Source organism: Rhodococcus sp. DK176 (genome assembly GCF_038447315.2).
GTDB lineage: Bacteria > Actinomycetota > Actinomycetes > Mycobacteriales > Mycobacteriaceae > Rhodococcus_F > Rhodococcus_F jostii_A.
The window spans coordinates 252659-268186 of sequence record NZ_CP118323.2; the positions used below are offsets into that span (position 1 = coordinate 252659).

At 67.8% G+C, this 15528-nt stretch carries 15 protein-coding genes and 2 pseudogenes; 15 read left to right on the top strand and 2 right to left on the bottom strand.

Going from position 1 to position 15528, the window contains the following annotated elements; all coding sequences use genetic code 11:
- Window positions 1-5: 5 nt before the first annotated feature.
- A pseudogene (locus PSR88_RS39830) lies at window positions 6-1243 on the bottom strand (serine hydrolase domain-containing protein).
- Window positions 1244-1459: 216 nt separating this feature from the next.
- Between PSR88_RS39830 and PSR88_RS39835 the strand changes: the two are divergent.
- The 9 genes and pseudogenes from PSR88_RS39835 (at window position 1460) to PSR88_RS39875 (ending at window position 8824) form a co-directional block, all read left to right on the top strand.
- The gene (locus tag PSR88_RS39835; protein ID WP_016881445.1) at window positions 1460-1714 is read left to right on the top strand and encodes an SHOCT domain-containing protein; all 255 of its coding nucleotides are present in this window, start codon (window positions 1460-1462) and stop codon (window positions 1712-1714) included.
- A gap of 216 nt (window positions 1715-1930) precedes the next feature.
- Window positions 1931-3351, top strand: a pseudogene (locus PSR88_RS39840) (wax ester/triacylglycerol synthase domain-containing protein).
- A 70-nt stretch (window positions 3352-3421) separates the two neighbouring features.
- Window positions 3422-3715 carry a DUF1876 domain-containing protein gene (locus PSR88_RS39845; protein WP_016881447.1) on the top strand — a complete coding sequence of 98 codons (294 nt, stop codon included), beginning with the start codon at window positions 3422-3424 and terminating at the stop codon, window positions 3713-3715.
- A gap of 142 nt (window positions 3716-3857) precedes the next feature.
- The gene (locus PSR88_RS39850; RefSeq protein ID WP_016881448.1) at window positions 3858-5003 is read left to right on the top strand and encodes a 4Fe-4S dicluster domain-containing protein; all 1146 of its coding nucleotides are present in this window, start codon (window positions 3858-3860) and stop codon (window positions 5001-5003) included.
- Window positions 5000-5461 (top strand): cyclic nucleotide-binding domain-containing protein, encoded by a 462-nt coding sequence (locus PSR88_RS39855; RefSeq protein WP_016881449.1) that lies wholly within the window; start codon window positions 5000-5002, stop codon window positions 5459-5461. Before PSR88_RS39850 ends, PSR88_RS39855 begins: the two co-directional genes overlap by 4 nt.
- 4 nt (window positions 5462-5465) lie before the next feature.
- Complete coding sequence (locus tag PSR88_RS39860; RefSeq protein WP_016881450.1) at window positions 5466-6299, top strand: FAD/NAD(P)-binding protein; 834 nt, start codon at window positions 5466-5468, stop codon at window positions 6297-6299.
- A complete protein-coding gene (locus PSR88_RS39865) occupies window positions 6299-7084 on the top strand; it encodes an oxidoreductase (protein ID WP_016881451.1) in 786 nt (261 codons plus the stop codon). The genes PSR88_RS39860 and PSR88_RS39865 overlap by 1 nt, the downstream gene beginning before the upstream one ends.
- Window positions 7068-8360: a Ni/Fe hydrogenase subunit alpha gene (locus PSR88_RS39870; protein ID WP_029538636.1), complete on the top strand. Its 1293-nt coding sequence runs from the start codon at window positions 7068-7070 to the stop codon at window positions 8358-8360. Before PSR88_RS39865 ends, PSR88_RS39870 begins: the two co-directional genes overlap by 17 nt.
- Entirely contained in the window at window positions 8357-8824 is a 468-nt protein-coding gene (locus PSR88_RS39875; RefSeq protein ID WP_016881453.1) for a hydrogenase maturation protease, read from the top strand. Before PSR88_RS39870 ends, PSR88_RS39875 begins: the two co-directional genes overlap by 4 nt.
- A gap of 25 nt (window positions 8825-8849) precedes the next feature.
- Here the strand turns inward: PSR88_RS39875 and PSR88_RS39880 are convergent, their stop codons facing one another.
- Window positions 8850-9863 (bottom strand): Acg family FMN-binding oxidoreductase, encoded by a 1014-nt coding sequence (locus tag PSR88_RS39880; protein WP_016881454.1) that lies wholly within the window; start codon window positions 9861-9863, stop codon window positions 8850-8852.
- 156 nt (window positions 9864-10019) lie between these two features.
- On the opposite strand from PSR88_RS39880, the gene PSR88_RS39885 reads away from it, so the two are divergent.
- The 6 genes from PSR88_RS39885 to PSR88_RS39910 all read left to right on the top strand — a co-directional run bounded on the left by PSR88_RS39885 (window position 10020) and on the right by PSR88_RS39910 (window position 15413).
- Entirely contained in the window at window positions 10020-10313 is a 294-nt protein-coding gene (locus PSR88_RS39885; RefSeq protein ID WP_016881455.1) for a hypothetical protein, read from the top strand.
- Window positions 10310-11188, top strand: coding sequence for a universal stress protein (locus PSR88_RS39890; protein ID WP_016881456.1), 879 nt, complete (start codon window positions 10310-10312; stop codon window positions 11186-11188). Before PSR88_RS39885 ends, PSR88_RS39890 begins: the two co-directional genes overlap by 4 nt.
- 50 nt (window positions 11189-11238) lie before the next feature.
- Window positions 11239-12537: an MgtC/SapB family protein gene (locus tag PSR88_RS39895; protein WP_016881457.1), complete on the top strand. Its 1299-nt coding sequence runs from the start codon at window positions 11239-11241 to the stop codon at window positions 12535-12537.
- A 162-nt stretch (window positions 12538-12699) separates the two neighbouring features.
- Window positions 12700-13722, top strand: coding sequence for an Acg family FMN-binding oxidoreductase (locus PSR88_RS39900; RefSeq protein WP_016881458.1), 1023 nt, complete (start codon window positions 12700-12702; stop codon window positions 13720-13722).
- 101 nt (window positions 13723-13823) lie between these two features.
- Entirely contained in the window at window positions 13824-14675 is an 852-nt protein-coding gene (locus PSR88_RS39905; RefSeq protein WP_029538639.1) for a universal stress protein, read from the top strand.
- A gap of 138 nt (window positions 14676-14813) precedes the next feature.
- Window positions 14814-15413 carry a hypothetical protein gene (locus PSR88_RS39910; protein ID WP_016881460.1) on the top strand — a complete coding sequence of 200 codons (600 nt, stop codon included), beginning with the start codon at window positions 14814-14816 and terminating at the stop codon, window positions 15411-15413.
- The last annotated feature ends 115 nt before the right edge of the window (window positions 15414-15528 follow it).

The window sequence follows — 15528 nt, forward strand, 5'->3', positions numbered from 1 at the left end:
CGCATTCACAGTCGCCGAGCGATCGATTCCGCCTGCGCGCCGAGTTTCGCCAGCCGCAGGTCGGCGAGCGGGGTCAGTGCACCCCCCATCCGGTTCGTCACGAACGCCACCGACAGTCCGGTTTCCGGATCGGCGAACGTCCCGGACCCTCCGAGCCCGTAGTGGCCGAACGCGTGTGTAGGCTGGTTGCGGCTGGCGACGAACGCCGAGTGATAGCCCAGTCGCCAGTTCATTCGGATGCCGAGTACGTAGTCGCGAGCCGTAGTCTGCACCTCACCGACTTGCGCGAGAGTCTCCTCGCTGAGGAATCTCCTGCCACCTACCATGCCCCGGTTCGCGATCGCCGCATACATCCGGGCGAGGGCGCGGGCGCTGAAGACGCCGTTCCATCCGGGCATCACGTAGTCATGAACGGCGGGATTGCGGACCAGTTCGTCGAATCCCTCGGGCATGCCTGCGTTGGCGATGTTCCGGAGCACGGGCAGACAGGACAGCGCGAAGGACGCCGTTTCCCAGGGGACCCCGAACGGATTGATGCGCGGGAACAGCTTCGCGATCCGGTGACGTTCCTCCGCAGGGACTTGGAACCAGAATTCTCCGATTCCGAGGGGTTCGGCGATTTCGGTGCGGACGAGGTCGGTGAACGACGATCCGGTTGCGCGAGTGGTGAGTTCCGCGACCAGTGATCCGAAGGTGACTGCGTGATAGCCCGGCATGATGGCTCGGCGACGGTCGGTTGTGCGGATGCGAGTGCGCCGACGATGCTGTCGTGATCGAACAGAGCCGAGGGCCCCGGTACCAGTCCGCGCACACGGTGCAGGCCGGCCCGGTGCGTCAACAGCTCCCGTACCGTGACCGACTCCTTGCCTGCATTCGCGAATTCGGGCCAATACTCGGCGACGGGCGCGTCGTAGGTGATCAGTCCGCGGTCCACGACACGGTGGAGTACCGTGCTTGCAACGCCCTTTCCGGTGGAGAAGGACACCGACACGGTGTCGGCTTGCCAGCGGCTATCCCGGGTTGCCCATCCCGACCAGATGTCGACCACGGGCTCACCGTGCAGGTAGATCGCAAGGGCGCCGCCTCCGTCGGTGGGGTGCCCGAAGAGCCGGAAGAACTGCCTGGCCAGCCCACCGAAGCGAGGGTCGACGAGCATCATGCGGGGCGCGGGCAACTGCGCCCGGGCCACCGCATTGTTGGTCGCCGGCGGATTCCTCATCGCTGGTTCATGAGGGCTGGTCATAATGCACGTCTTCTACCTGCCGGTGGTCGCCTGGCGCCACCACCATCGTGTGTATATAAACACCGTATACAGGGTGTTCATTCCTTCGTGAAACTCTCGAAACGGCCGAAAGACCCTGTGAACACCACCTCGGGTAGTCGGACACTGGAGGGAGAAGCACGGCGGACCCACTCCGGATGAACACCGCCGGGCTGACAGTAGGAGGGCCGCACCGTGATGTACGACGACTATTCCGGCGGTTGGGGGTATGCCCTGATGTTCATCGGCATGGCGCTGTTCTGGGGGCTGCTGATCGTGGGAATCATCCTGCTGATCCGTTATGTGAGTCACCCGTTCCCTGCACCGCACGGTGGGTCGCCGCCGCTTCGCAGTGCCGAAGCGGTCCTTGCCGAGCGGTTCGCGCGCGGCGAGATCGACGAGCAGGAATATCGCAGTCGCCTGAGCATTCTGCGCGCCGGGACGACACCGTGACTCCGGCGCCAATCAAAGGAGGTGACCCGTGATGGATGCGATGCCGATGTTCCACATGTTCATGATGTGGCTGCACAGCATGGGTGTTCTGCCACCCATGCACATGATGCCGATGTGACGCGTGGCCCGGGGAACCCGCGGGGGATCGGCCTCTCCGGCGACCACACCGAACACCATCAGCTAGCAGACCGACCGAAGACCCCATCGACGAGCGAGTTGACCGACGTGAGCGCGACGAATCAGCGATACATGACCCAGACGGATTTCATGTCGTGGCGGATGGAGGAGGATCCGATCCTGCGCTCAACCATCGTGGCGGTCGCGGTGCTCGACCGTAGTCCGGATCAGACCCGATTCGTCGACATGATGGGCAGGGCGGTCGAATTGGTGCCCCTCTTCCGACAGAAGGTGATCGAGGATCCGCTGGGCCTTGCCCCGCCGAGGTGGTCAGGCGATGAGGATTTCGATCTGAGCTGGCATCTGCGCCGCTACAGCCTCACCGAACCCGGAACCTGGGACGGGGTTCTCGACTTCACCCGGGCGGCGGAGATGACCGCGTTCGACACCCGCCGTCCGCTCTGGGAGTTCACGGTTCTACGGCCTGCCCGGCGGCAAGGCCGCCCTCGTGATGAAGGTGCATCACGCCCTCACCGACGGTGTCAGTGGAATGCAGATTGCCCGGGAGATCGTGGATTTCACCCGCGAGGGCGCTCCACGGCCGGACCGAACGGACAACCGGACGGCCTCGCCGAACGGTGACTCGACTACTCCGCCGGGCCGCCTGTCCTGGTACCGGAACACTGCCACGGACCTGGCCCGCCGGGCATCGAATGCCCTGGGCCGCAGCAGTGTTCGACTGGTTCGGGCTCCGAGGGCCACCTGGCACGACGCAACCGTGCTGACCGGCTCCATACTGCGCCTGACACGTCCCGTGGTCTCCACGCTATCCCCCCGTGATGACCAAACGCAGCACCCGGCGTCACTGTGCGGTGCTCGACGTCCCGGTCGAAGCGCTCGCTCAGGCGGCCGCGGCGGGGGCTGGTTCGATCAACGACGCGTTTCTGGCTGCAGTGCTGCTGGGCATGGCGCAGTATCACCGACGTCACGGCGCCGAGATCAGCGCACTGCGGATGACGCTGCCGATCAGCCTGCGCACCGAGGCGGACCCGGTGGGCGGCAACCGCATCACCCTGGCACGTTTTGCACTACCCACTGACGTCGGCGACCCCGCCGACCTGATACGCCGGGTGCACGCCACCGTCGAGACTTGGCGCCGTGAGCCCGCGATTGCGCTGTCACCGATGATCGCCGGCGCCTTGAACCTGCTTCCGGCCGCGACGCTGGGAAACATGCTCAAACACGTCGACTTCGTCGCCTCGAACGTCGTCGGATCCCCGGTACCCCTGTTCGTTGCGGGGTCGGAGATCCTGCACTACTACGCCTTCAGCCCGACACTCGGATCGGCATTCAACGTCACCCTGATGTCCTACACCACGCGATGCTGTGTCGGGATCAACGCCGACACCGACGCCGTCCCGGATCTGGCAGCCCTGACCGATTCGATAGCGGACGGGTTCCGCGGCGTCCTCGGGCTGTGCGCGACGACAACCGATACGAGAGTGGTCGTGGCCTCGTGATCGCGGCACACCCACGCACCCGACACGCATCGAGGACGCGAGAGCCGCGCCCAACACCGAACGGAGGCCGATGAACATGAACGAGAAGAAATGGTCCGTGGAGATCGTCATCGACGAACACGACGCCGACGAAAACGGGTCCAGGACCCGGGCCCAGGCCCGACTCCGAACCCGCGACACCCACACCCTGGTCGGGGTCGGACTCGCACGCCGAAATCCCGCGGATACCGAAATCCCCGAGATCGGGGACGAACTCGCCACGGCCCGCGCCCTGGCCGACCTTGCCCACCAATTGATCGAACTCACCGCCGCCGACGTGGAAGCGGCCACGCACAGCCACAGCCGCGTCCACCTCACCGAATAACCGGACCACCGACATACCGGACCCCCGGCGTGCGCGTCTATATGAACCGAGGAAAGGCCGAACGGCCCTGGCTCCGGGGTCAAGTGCCTGGCTCAATGGACGAAGGGCCCTACACCCGCCGGGTCGGCTAAGGAGTGAGCGCATGGATGGGCAACCTGCAGCGCACACCGAGGCGAGTGTTCTCGATCGCCGCGGTCTCGACCACCTGATCGAGGTCCTCCGGGCCCGCGGCTACCTCGTCGTCGGACCCACCGTCGAGGACTCGGCGATCGTTCTCGCCGAACTCGAATCCGGTGCGCAGCTGCCGTCCGGTTGGGGTGTGACGACCGGACCCGGGACGTATCGGCTGCGGCGGCGAGACGATGCCGCGGTCTTCGGCCACTCGGCAGGCCCGCAGTCGTGGAAACGGTTCCTCCACCCGCCGCGGCAGCAGCAGTGGTCCGTCGACCGAGACGGTGCCTTCACCGGACCGGCACATGACGAGCGGCCCTACGCATTCGTGGGGGTCCGAGGCTGTGATCTCGCGGCGATCGCGGTCCTGCGCCGGGTGCTGTGCCCGGATCCCGATTCCGACAGCACCACCGCCCGCAGGTTCCGGCGACTGTTCATCGTGGCCGCCCACTGCACCGAACCGGGCGGTGTGTGTTTCTGCGCCTCGATGGGGACCGGACCGGCGGCCGGCCCCGGGTACGACCTGGCACTGACCGAACGCATCGACGACCTTGGGCACCGCTTCGTCGTCGAGGTCGGCACCGACGCCGGGGCCGACGTCCTCGCCGAGGTGGCTCACCGCGCCACCGCGACCGCTGAGGTCGACGACGCCCGGCAGGCCGTGAGCGCCGCGGCCGGCCGGATGGGGAGGGCCATGCCCGAGGTGGATCTTCATGCATTGCTCCGCGACGCCCGCGATGCCGACGTCTGGGCGGACGTCGCCAGCCGGTGTCTGACCTGCGGAAACTGCACCATGGTGTGCCCCACCTGTTTCTGCACCACCAGTGAGGACCTCACCGATCTGACCGGGGAGCACGCCGAGCGCTGGCAGCACTGGTCGTCGTGTTTCGAACCCGACTTCAGCTATGTGCACGGCGGGAACGTCCGGACGTCGGGGGAGAGCCGATACCGGCAGTGGATGTCCCACAAACTCGGAACCTGGTTCGACCAGTTCGGCAGCTCCGGGTGCGTGGGATGCGGACGATGCATCGACTGGTGCCCGGTCGGCATCGACATCACCGAGGAAGCGGGGCGGCTGTCGCAGCTCCTGCCGGCCTGGGGGCGGGAGGGCCGGTGAACGCTGACGAACAAGTCCTTCCGGCCGCGCTCGCAGCACTCGCCGAGAAGCATCGTGTCCGGCTCGCAGATTTCACCACCGCGGCCCGGTTCGCTCCCGGAGACCTCGTCTTCCGGGAGAACGATCCGGCGACCCGGTGCTGGCTGCTGCACACCGGCAGTGTGTCCCTGACGACGGTGGTGCCCGGTCGCGGCACCATCAGCCTCGAAACACTCCACGGGGGTGACATCCTGGGCTGGTCCTGGCTCGGCGCGAATCCACGCTGGCAATTCACGGCGCACGCCACCGAAGCCACCGACGCCACCGAACTGGACGTGATCGCCCTGCAGGCGACGGCCGCCGACGAACCGGCCTTCACGTACGCGGTCACTCGCGCGCTGTCGGAGGTGCTCATCGCCCGCCTCCACTCCACCCGGGCGCGATTGCTCGACCTCTACGCCGGCCGTCGCGAGGAGTGACACCGTGTCGCAGGAAAGGACGCTTCCACTGGGCTACCGCGTCGTCTCCCGTGCGATCGAAACGCAGGACACCGCGACTCTGACGCTCCAGCCGATCGCCGGTGTTCCCGAAAGCCAGTTCGCCCCCGGCCAGTTCATGATGTTGTATGCCCACGGGGTCGGCGAGGTCGCCATCTCGGTGTCCGGAGACCCCTCCGTGAAGGACGGCACCCTGGTCCACACGATCCGCGATGTCGGAGCCGTGAGCCGGGCCCTGCACGACGCCCCGCTCGGCACGATCATCGGCGTCCGCGGCCCCTTCGGGCGGGGCTGGAACCTGCCCGCCAGCACGGACCGCGACCTCGTGATCGTCGCCGGGGGAGTGGGATTGGCGCCACTGCGCCCGGTGGTCCTCGCCGCGCTGGCCGCACCGGAGTGCTTCCGCCGAGTCACCCTCGTCGTCGGCGCGCGCAGCCCGGCGGACATCCTCTACCGCACCGAACTCGAAACATGGCAGGCCCGCGCAGACCTTGCCGTGGAATTGACGATCGACCAGCCGGTCGCGGGATGGACGGGCGGCGTCGGATTCGTCACCGAATCCCTGCACCGGATAGACGTCGACCCCGAACGCACCACCGCCCTGTTGTGTGGGCCGGAGCCGATGATGCGGTTCTGCGCCCGGGCACTGACCGACCGAGGGGTGGATCCGCGCGACATCCAGGTGTCCGTGGAACGGAACATGCAGTGCGGCGCCGGCCTCTGCGGGCACTGCCAGCTCGGCGAACTGCTGCTGTGCCGGGACGGCCCCGTCGTCGACTACGCCGTCGCCGAACCACTCCTACGGATCCCGGAGCTGTGATGAGCGCACCACCGACCACCACACCGAAACTCGCCGTGTGGAAGTTCGCCTCCTGCGACGGCTGTCAGCTGACGTTGCTCGACTGCGAGGACGAGCTGCTCGCCCTGTCCGAGGCCGTGGAGATCTCGCACTTCCTGGAGCTGTCGAACACGATCACCGCGGGCCCGTACGATCTGTCGCTGGTCGAGGGGTCGATCACCACGGCCGCCGACCGGGACCGCATCCGCGCGGTGCGGGCGCAGTCCCGATACCTGGTCACGATCGGGGCCTGCGCGACGGCCGGCGGCATCCAGGCGTTACGCAACTTCGCCGACATCGACGACTTCCTGTCGGTGGTCTACGCCCGCCCCGACTACATCGACACCCTGGCCACCTCGACGGCGATCTCGGCGCACGTCCCCGTCGACTTCGAGCTGCGGGGGTGCCCGATCGACCGCCGTCAGCTCCTCGAGGTGATCACCGCGTACCTGGCGGGCCGGCGACCGAACATCCCGGACACCAGCGTGTGCACCGAGTGCAAGCGGCGCGGTCTGACGTGTGTGATGGTCGCCGACGGCACCCCGTGCCTTGGACCGGTGACCCACTCCGGGTGCGGCGCCCTGTGCCCGGCGGTCTCGCGCGGGTGTTACGGCTGTTTCGGCCCCACCACCGACCCGAATCTCGCCGCGATGAGCGGGTGGCTGCGCACCTGCGGGATGAACGACGACGCCATCGGTCGCATCTTCGCCACGTTCAACGTGGCCGCCTACAGATCGAAAGGGCACGCCCATGACGCCGCGGAGTAGGGAGTTGACCGTGCGCACCCTCGCCCGGGTCGAGGGTGAGGGCCGCGTCGACGTGACCGTGCGGGAGGGGAGAGCCGAACGCGTCGCGCTCAACATCTACGAGCCGCCCCGTTTCTTCGAATCCTTCCTCCGGGGCCGGCACTTTCTCGAGCCCCCGGACATCACCTCGCGTATCTGCGGTATCTGCCCGGTCGCCTATCAGGTGAGCGCGTGCAACGCCATCGAGCAGGCATGCGAACTCGACCTCGACGACGCGGTGCTGGATCTGCGGCGACTTCTGTACTGCGGCGAGTGGATCGCGAGTCATGTGCTGCACATCTACTTCCTGCACGCCCCCGACTTTCTGGGGCTCCCGGATTCGATTGCCCTCGCCCGCCGCGATCGGGAGGCCGTCGAGCGGGGCCTGGTGTTGAAGAAGGCCGGAAACGCGATCCTCGAGGCGATCGGTGGCAGACCGATCCACCCGGTCAACGTCCGCATCGGCGGGTTCCACCGGGTGCCGACCACAGCCGAACTCATTCCCCTGGCCGAGCAACTGCGCACGGCACTCGAGCACGCCGTGGCAACCGTGGAATGGGTGTCGCGCTTCGACTTCCCCGACGTCGAACTCGACCACGTCCTCCTTGCACTGCACGACGACTCCCGCTACGCCATCGAGGACGGCGAGATCTGGTCGTCGACCGGATTGCGGTGCACCGCGGACGAATTTCCGACACACGTGGTCGAGCGTCAGGTGCCGCACTCGACCGCGCTGCACGCCGAGCTGGACGGTCGCCGGTACCTCACCGGGCCGCTGGCCCGGTACTCGCTCAATTCGTCCCAGCTCGGCGGCGTGGCGGCGCGGACCGCCGCGGACGCCGGGCTGGGTGCGCAGTGCCGGAACCCGTACCGCAGCATCATTGTCCGCGCCGTCGAGGTTGTCTACGCGGTAGAGGAAGCGTTGCGGGTCATCGACCGATACGAGCGGCCTGCGCAGCCGTTCACTCCGGGCGCCCCGATACGGGCGGTCGGGCACGGTGTCAGCGAGGCGCCCCGGGGACTGCTGTATTACCGCTACGAAGTCGATCCGACCGGGTTGATCCGCGCCGCCACCATCATTCCCCCGACCTCGCAGAATCAGGCCGCCATCGAACACGACCTACGGTGCGCGGTGGACGCGAACCTGATGCTGGCCGATGACGAGCTGACGACGCTGTGCGAACGCACCATCCGCAACTACGATCCGTGTATCTCCTGCGCCACCCACTTTCTGACGCTCACGGTGGACCGCCGATGACCGTCGTGGTGATCGGGCTGGGAAACGATCTTCGCCGCGACGACGGGATCGGTCCGGCGGTTGCCCGGCAAGTGGCCGGCCACGGCGTCCCGGACGTGTGCGTGTCCGTGTCCAATGGGGACCCGGCCACTCTGCTCGACGCGTGGACCGGTGCGCAGTTGGCCGTCGTCGTGGACGCCGTCGTCTGCGACTCACCGCGACCCGGCACCGTGTACCGGCTCGCTCCGGACGAGCTCGGCGACGTGCGGGCGGGGACGTTCAGCACGCACGGAATCTCGCTCGACGACACCATTGGGCTCGGCGCCGTACTGGATCGGCTACCGGCCAGGATGGTCATCCTGGCCGTGGAGGTCACTGATCTGGGTGATGGCCGCGGGCTGTCACCGGCAGTGCGTCGCGCTGTCGACACGGCCACCTCGGCGGTGCTGGCGGAGATCGGGGAGCCGTCGGAGCGAAGGTCGTGACCGTGGGTAGGCGTTACCGGGATCGTCAACGAGTGGAGTGGCGGCGGCCGATCGAGAACACCGATTCGACGGGGCGTCGCGGAGTCTGCCGTGGCGGAATCTTCTTGGCAGTCGTACCGACCCGGATCAGGGCCTGCGGGACGCCGCGGTCGGGGAGCAGTTCGCGGATCATCTCCCGGCCCTGACGGAGCTCGGTCATGTGCGTCAGCGGACACGTCGACAGGCCGGCGACCGTGGCCTCCAGCAGCACCGCGGACAGGGCCTCACCGACCCGCAACCACGCGGCGCGGCCGTCGGAGTCGGTGCTCAACACCAGCACCGTCGAGCGGTCGATCTCCGTGGTCGAACTGTTGTCGAGCCCGGGGGGGAAGCGGCGCCCGATGTCGACCCGGTCACGGTTCTCGGCGGTCGCGAGCGCATCCGCCGGTATTCCACCCTGCGGAATGGAATGACCGGCCCACCAATGCAGCTCGGTCTGATAGGCGGAGTCGTATTTCCGTGCCGCCGCGGTCAGCTCGGTGGCCTTCGCAAGCGTTGGACGAGCGTCCTGTCCCAGCACCGTCAGGTGGACGTCCGTGCGCCGCGCCACGTCGGGCAGTGTCGTGGGCAGCGGGGTCTTCATGCTCACCGGGTCGAACGGTCTGCGGTCGGAGTGTCGGTGTCGGATCGCCGCGAGCAGGTCGAAGTCGTGCGATTGCGGCCGGGCATCGTGGCGGAACCGGATCGTCGCCAGATGCGCCGAGTGCGGTCCCTCGGGGACGCGCCGGATGTCCGCGGACCATTTGAGTCCGGTCAACGCCGTCTGGAAATGATTCAGCGCCGCACCGCAACTGATGACCAATTGCCGGCCCGAGGGGTCGGCCGACGTCAATAGCCGGCCGCGTTCGGTGTAGAGGTCGAGTTGCCCGTCGGCGTACGTCCACTGCCACGGCTGACTGTTGTGTACCGATGGCGCCCGGCAGGCGAGGTCCACGGCAATGCGCACGACGTTCTCGTCGGGAGTGGTGCTGTCCACGATTGCCTCCTCGGTGACTCGCACACCGTCCCGCCCCGGGGCGGAACGTACGGTGCGTACACCACAGTGTTCTCCGTCCACCGGCCCGAGGTTAGGGCCGATGGTCACCGCCGGACAACCGGCGACGATTCAGGTCGGAAGGCCCTACTGGCGGCAACAGCGCGCTGCAAGCCTGAGAACATGTTCAGCGCCATCGCCATTCACACGGTCGGCCGCACGCCGCGGTTCGGCGCCGTGCCGGCCCCGGACTCGGTGGACCTGAACATGGTCGAAGATGGGGTCTTCGGCTATCTCGACCCCAACGGCACCGGAACGTCGACCACGCCGCGCCTACTCGCGGGTCTGCTGCGTCCGACCGCGGGCGCGGCGCACGTGTTCGACCTCAACGCATGGTCGTCGGCGCCCGCGGTTCATCGTCTGATCGGCGATGTCCCCAGTCAATTGGCACTCTACGACGTGGTGAGGTCGCCGTGACTGACGCGAGGACGCCTTCTCTCGAGCCGGTTGTCGTCGGAGTCGACGGGTCGACGGCAGCGCGAGCGGCGGCGCGCTGGGCCGCCGCGGTCGCGGAGCAGCGGGGAACGACGCTGCACCTGGTTCACGTACTCCCCCCACCACCGCTCTTCTACGCCGAACCCCGTCTGCTGCCGGCGGACGACGAAGATCACTTCGCCGGGGAAACGTTCCTGTCCGGTGCGTTGCGCAGCATCAGGGCCGACCGGGCTGTCCTCGCCGTGGAGTGTTCCCTGCTGACCGGGTCGACGGCGGCCGACGTCTTGTTGCCGTTGGCGAATGCGGCGTCGATGGTGGTGATCGGGTCGACGGCACACGGGCCGGTGCAGGGGTATCTGAATGCGACGGCGCTGCGACTTGCTCATCACTCCCGATGCCCGGTGGTGGTGTGGCGGGGACCCGACGAGCATGTGATTCCCGACCGCCGCACGGTCGTCGTCGGTGTGGACGGTAGCCGGTGCAGTGTCGCCGCCGTGGCCGACGCCTTCGACTTCGCGGGATGCTTCGATGCGCCGTTGGTGGCCGTGCACTCGTGGGGGTCGGATGTTCCGCACGTCGCCAAGAACGATGCCGACGAGGTCTCGGCACGGCAACGGGAACGGGCCGTTCTGGCGGAAAGCCTGGCCGGTTGGGGTGAGCGATATCCCGACGTGAGCGTGCGAGAGATCGTCGAGTGCGGTGGCACAGGCGAGGTGTTGCTTCGCTGGTGTGCGGACGCGCAGCTTCTGGTTGTCGGCAGCCACGGGCACGGCGCGCTCGGCCGTGCGGTCCTCGGGTCGACGAGTCAGGACATGCTTCACCGGGCCAGGTGTCCGGTCATGATCAGCAAGATCTGACCGTGACACCGCCAACGGTGCATGACCGGGCAGTGGAGTTCGGGTAAACCGTGGACGTCGCTGAGTTCCACGCCTACGGCTACGCCGCCGCCCTGCTGATCGGGCTGGGGCTGGGAATCGAGCGGGAACACGCGGCACGAACCCCACCCGACGGTGCGGACCCGGGAACGGGGGAATTGCCCGGCGCACGCACCTTTCCGCTCATCGCCCTCGCCGGCGCCATCGCGGCGCATCTCGGCACCGCCGTCGTCACCACGGCGTTCGTGGGGATCGCGGCCCTCACCGTGGGGTGGTATTGGGTACGCACCCACATCCCGCCGCGACCGGATGTCGGGACCACCACCGCGTTCGCCGCCCTGGTGGCGTTCCTGCTCGGCGCCCTCGCCTGGCATTATCCGTCGCTTGCCGTCGGGCTCGGCGTGATCGTGCTCGTCCTGCTCTCCGTCAAGTACCCCATGCACGAGTTCGCGGAGCACATGATCGACGAGCGCGACATCACCGACTTCTGCGTGCTGCTCGCGATCGGCTTCCTCGTCCTGCCCCTCCTTCCGGACCGTGACGTCGGACCCTACGGCGCGTTGAACCCCGCGACGATCGGCCGACTGGTGTTGATGCTGAGCCTGATCGGCTGGATGGGCTACATCGCTACCCGGATCCTCGGCCCACGGTGGGGGCTGCTGATCGTCGGTTTCGGCGGCGGTTTCGTCTCCGGTGCGGCGACCACCGCGGTGATGGCGCGGACGGCGCGCCGAGAACAGGATTCGCCCGATGCCCTCCCTGCGGCACTGATTGTGAACCTGTCCACCATCGTGCTCGTGGTCGGGATCACCTGGGTCGTCAGTTCCGAGGTCTCGGCGCAGCTGGCACTGATATTCGGCGGGGCCGCCGCACTCGTTGTCGCGGAGACCGCCGTTCTGGTGCTCCGGGGATCGCACGAGAGATCGTCGGGCAGCGACGGCCAGGGGGCGCAGCCGGCCACGGGTGTGCTCGACCGCCCGATCTCGGTGCCGGCCACCCTCTCCCTGGCAGGGATCCTGCTCGTCCTGCTCATCATGACGAAGGGCGCCGCGGACCTCTTCGGTGGCGGCGGTGTCATCGCCGCGTCGGCCGTCGGCGGATTGGCCGATGCCCATTCGTCCTCGCTCGCCGCGGCGTCCGCGGCAGGCGCCGAGATCACCGTCGACACCGCGACGGTGGCCGCAGTTGTCGCCGTCGGAACGAACCTGCTCACCAAACTGGTCCTCGCCGCGGTTGCCGGTTCGTTCCGGTTCGCAATGACGTTGGCGGCGTGGCTGGTCCCACCGGTCGCTGTCACGGCTGTGACCGTGTGGGTCATGCTCGTCCGGTGATCATCCCGCGGATGCGCCGGTTCCGCCCGGGCGGTCGTCCGCCCGGTGTCGATGACCTACGGCCCTAGAGTCACCGGGTCCGCGGACGGAACACTCGAAGCTACGACAACGCAGGAGACACACGATGATCGGCGGAGCGCCCACCACACTCACGGACACGCGGTGAATACGCGAGCGGCCCCGACGGTACCTGACCGTCGTGTCGTCGAATCAGCTGTGGCGCGGGCGTGCCGGGCGCCGTCGCTGCACAACAGCCAGCCGTGGCATTGGGTGATGGGCGCAGCTGAGCTGCGGTTGTACAGCGATCCCGACCGGCTGTTGCCCGCCACCGATGGGTTCGGTCGGCAGATGGTGATCTCCTGCGGTGCAGTGTTGAATCATCTCGAGTACGCCTTCGCGGCACAGCACTGGCGTACTCTGATCGAACGGTTGCCGCGCTCGACCGACCGGCAACTTCTGTCGACGATCGGCTTCGCCCCGGCCCCGAACCCGACAGATTTCGTCGCCCGAATGGCGGCGGCGATCGAACGACGACGAACCGAACGATTGCCCCTGGACGCACCCCCCGTCTGGGGCGAGACACTCGAACAGCTGCTGCGAATCACCGCGGGAACAGGCGTCGAACTCGAAGACCTGGGCGAGCGAAGCCGCCGCGCACTCGAGGACGCCTCACGCCGCATGACCGGTTTACGACACGACGACCCCACCTACCAAGCCGAATTGCGATGGTGGTCGGGGCGGGGACTGTTCCCCGAGGGTGTGCCGGAGCAGGCGCGTCCGGCGGCCAGGCAGCAACACGCGGTGCACCTCTCGCGAGAGTTTCCCCCCGGCCGCCGCATGTCCACACCCGGCGACCACCCCTCGGACGACCGATCCGCGATCCTGCTGCTCTCCACCTCCAGCGATTCGACACGTGATTGGCTGCGGAGCGGCGAAGCACTCTCCGCAGTACTGCTCGCATGCACGGACCGCGGGCTCGCCACCTGCCCTGTTACCCATCTGACCGAACGCGCCGCGACACGGACACTGCTGCGAGAGCTGTCCGCCGGGGAAGGCTTGCCGCAGGTCCTGATCAGGGTGGGCGCGGGCGCCGGAGCTGGGGAACCGTCGACCACCCCCAGGCGCCCCTTGTCGGAAGTCCTGGTTCGAGAAAGGCCGGCTCCGGGCGACCCGCCCGGTGCGTAGGGGAAGGGCCCCCGGCACACGGCGATCTTTCAGCCACGCGACGGAAGATCGATGACACGATGGTGGCTCGGGCAGCGCGCGGAATCGATGAGGAGGTCACCATGGTCGATCCGGCGATCGTTGTGGGAGTGGACGGATCCCCGTCGTCGCTCGACGCGGTGCGGTGGGCCGCACGTGAGGCGAGGGTGCGCAGGGCGCCGCTACTGTTGTTGTCCTGCATCACGTATCGCGGGACCGCAGACGGGCCTCGACTCGCGGACACGCTCCACGCCCGAGCCGAGCGGGACCTTGCCGAAGCCCTCGAGATCGCCCGCGCCGGGTCCGCTGACGTAGACATCGACATCCGGGCCGAGGTGTCCCACCAGAACGCCCCGGGATCACTCGTCGACCGATCCGCTGGGGCGCACATGGTCGTGCTCGGCCGCCGCGGACTCGGCGAGTTCACCGACGGACTGATCGGCTCCGTGACCTCGGCCGTGGCGCGCCATGCGCAGTGCCCGGTCGCCGTGATCGACGGCTGGTCGACAGTCGCCGGCGGCACCGGGCCCGTCGTCGTCGGCGTCGACGGATCCCCGAACAGTGCACGGGCCATCGGCCTGGCGTTCGAGGAATGTTCCCTCCACGGCGCGGAACTGATCGCGCTGCACGCGTGGTCCGACCAAGACCTGTCGACACTCCCGGTCGGTGCGGACCAGACCTCGGAGCGGTCGGTGCTCGCGGACAGCGTGGCCGAATGGTGTGCACGGTTCCCCGACGTCCCGGTGCGGCAGAGCCTCGTTCGGGACCGTCCCGTGCGCCATCTCCTCGAGATGGCCGACGAAGCCCAGATGATCGTCGTCGGCAGCCACGGGCGGGGCGGCTTCCCCGGGATGACCCTCGGCTCGACCAGCGCAGCCTTACTGCACATCACCCCCTGTCCCCTCCTGATTGCCAGACCGCGCCGGGGGACGTAGGGGCGAGGACGATTCGACCGCCGAAAACCGGACGAGCAACCGACGTCCGCGAAGATCCGAACAGGGCGATGACCTTGGGCCCTACATCGGCACCCCGCTGCGGCGCGACACTCGAAGGAGCAATCGCAGGAGGTCGCCATGATCGGGGAACAGACACTGGTGGTGAGGATCTGGCGATTGGGGCCGTGGAGCGGGAACCGACTGATGCGCGGTAGCGACCGCCTCGAATCCTCGGTCCTCCTGCTCGTCATCGCCCTGGTCCTGATCCTGGTGCCCTTCGCCGCAGCCTTCGGCACCGCCACCCACACACGCCTCAATGACCAGTCCCGCGCCGACCGCGAAACCCGGCATCAGATCACGGCAGTGCTCCTCGAGGACGCCACTGTGAACCTGGCGGATACCACCCCGGCAACGAGTACCACGGGGCAGGCACCGGCCCAGTGGACCGCGGATGGCACCACACATACCCGCCAGGTGCAGACCGAGCCGGAAGCGAAAGCGGGACAAACGATCAGCATCTGGATCGACCCAGCCCGCCACGTCGTCGATGCGCCGAAGACCGGCACCGAGAACGCGTCCGAGGCCGTGGCCGCCGCACTCGCGGTGTGGACGATGGGTGCGTCGTTCTGCCTCATGGTGTGGATGGGAATTCGCTGGGCAGCGGCGAGGTACCGGATGTCGCAGTGGGAGCAGGAGTGGAGGAACATCGGAAAGGCCCCAGGGTGGCCGGTCAGCTGACGAAGACACCACGACACGGCGGCAGCAGGTCGAAGGCACGGCGTCAGGGCGTGAGAGCACGTGTGGGTGCCCACCGGGCTGATGTCGGACAGTGAAGATGACGACGATTTGTGAG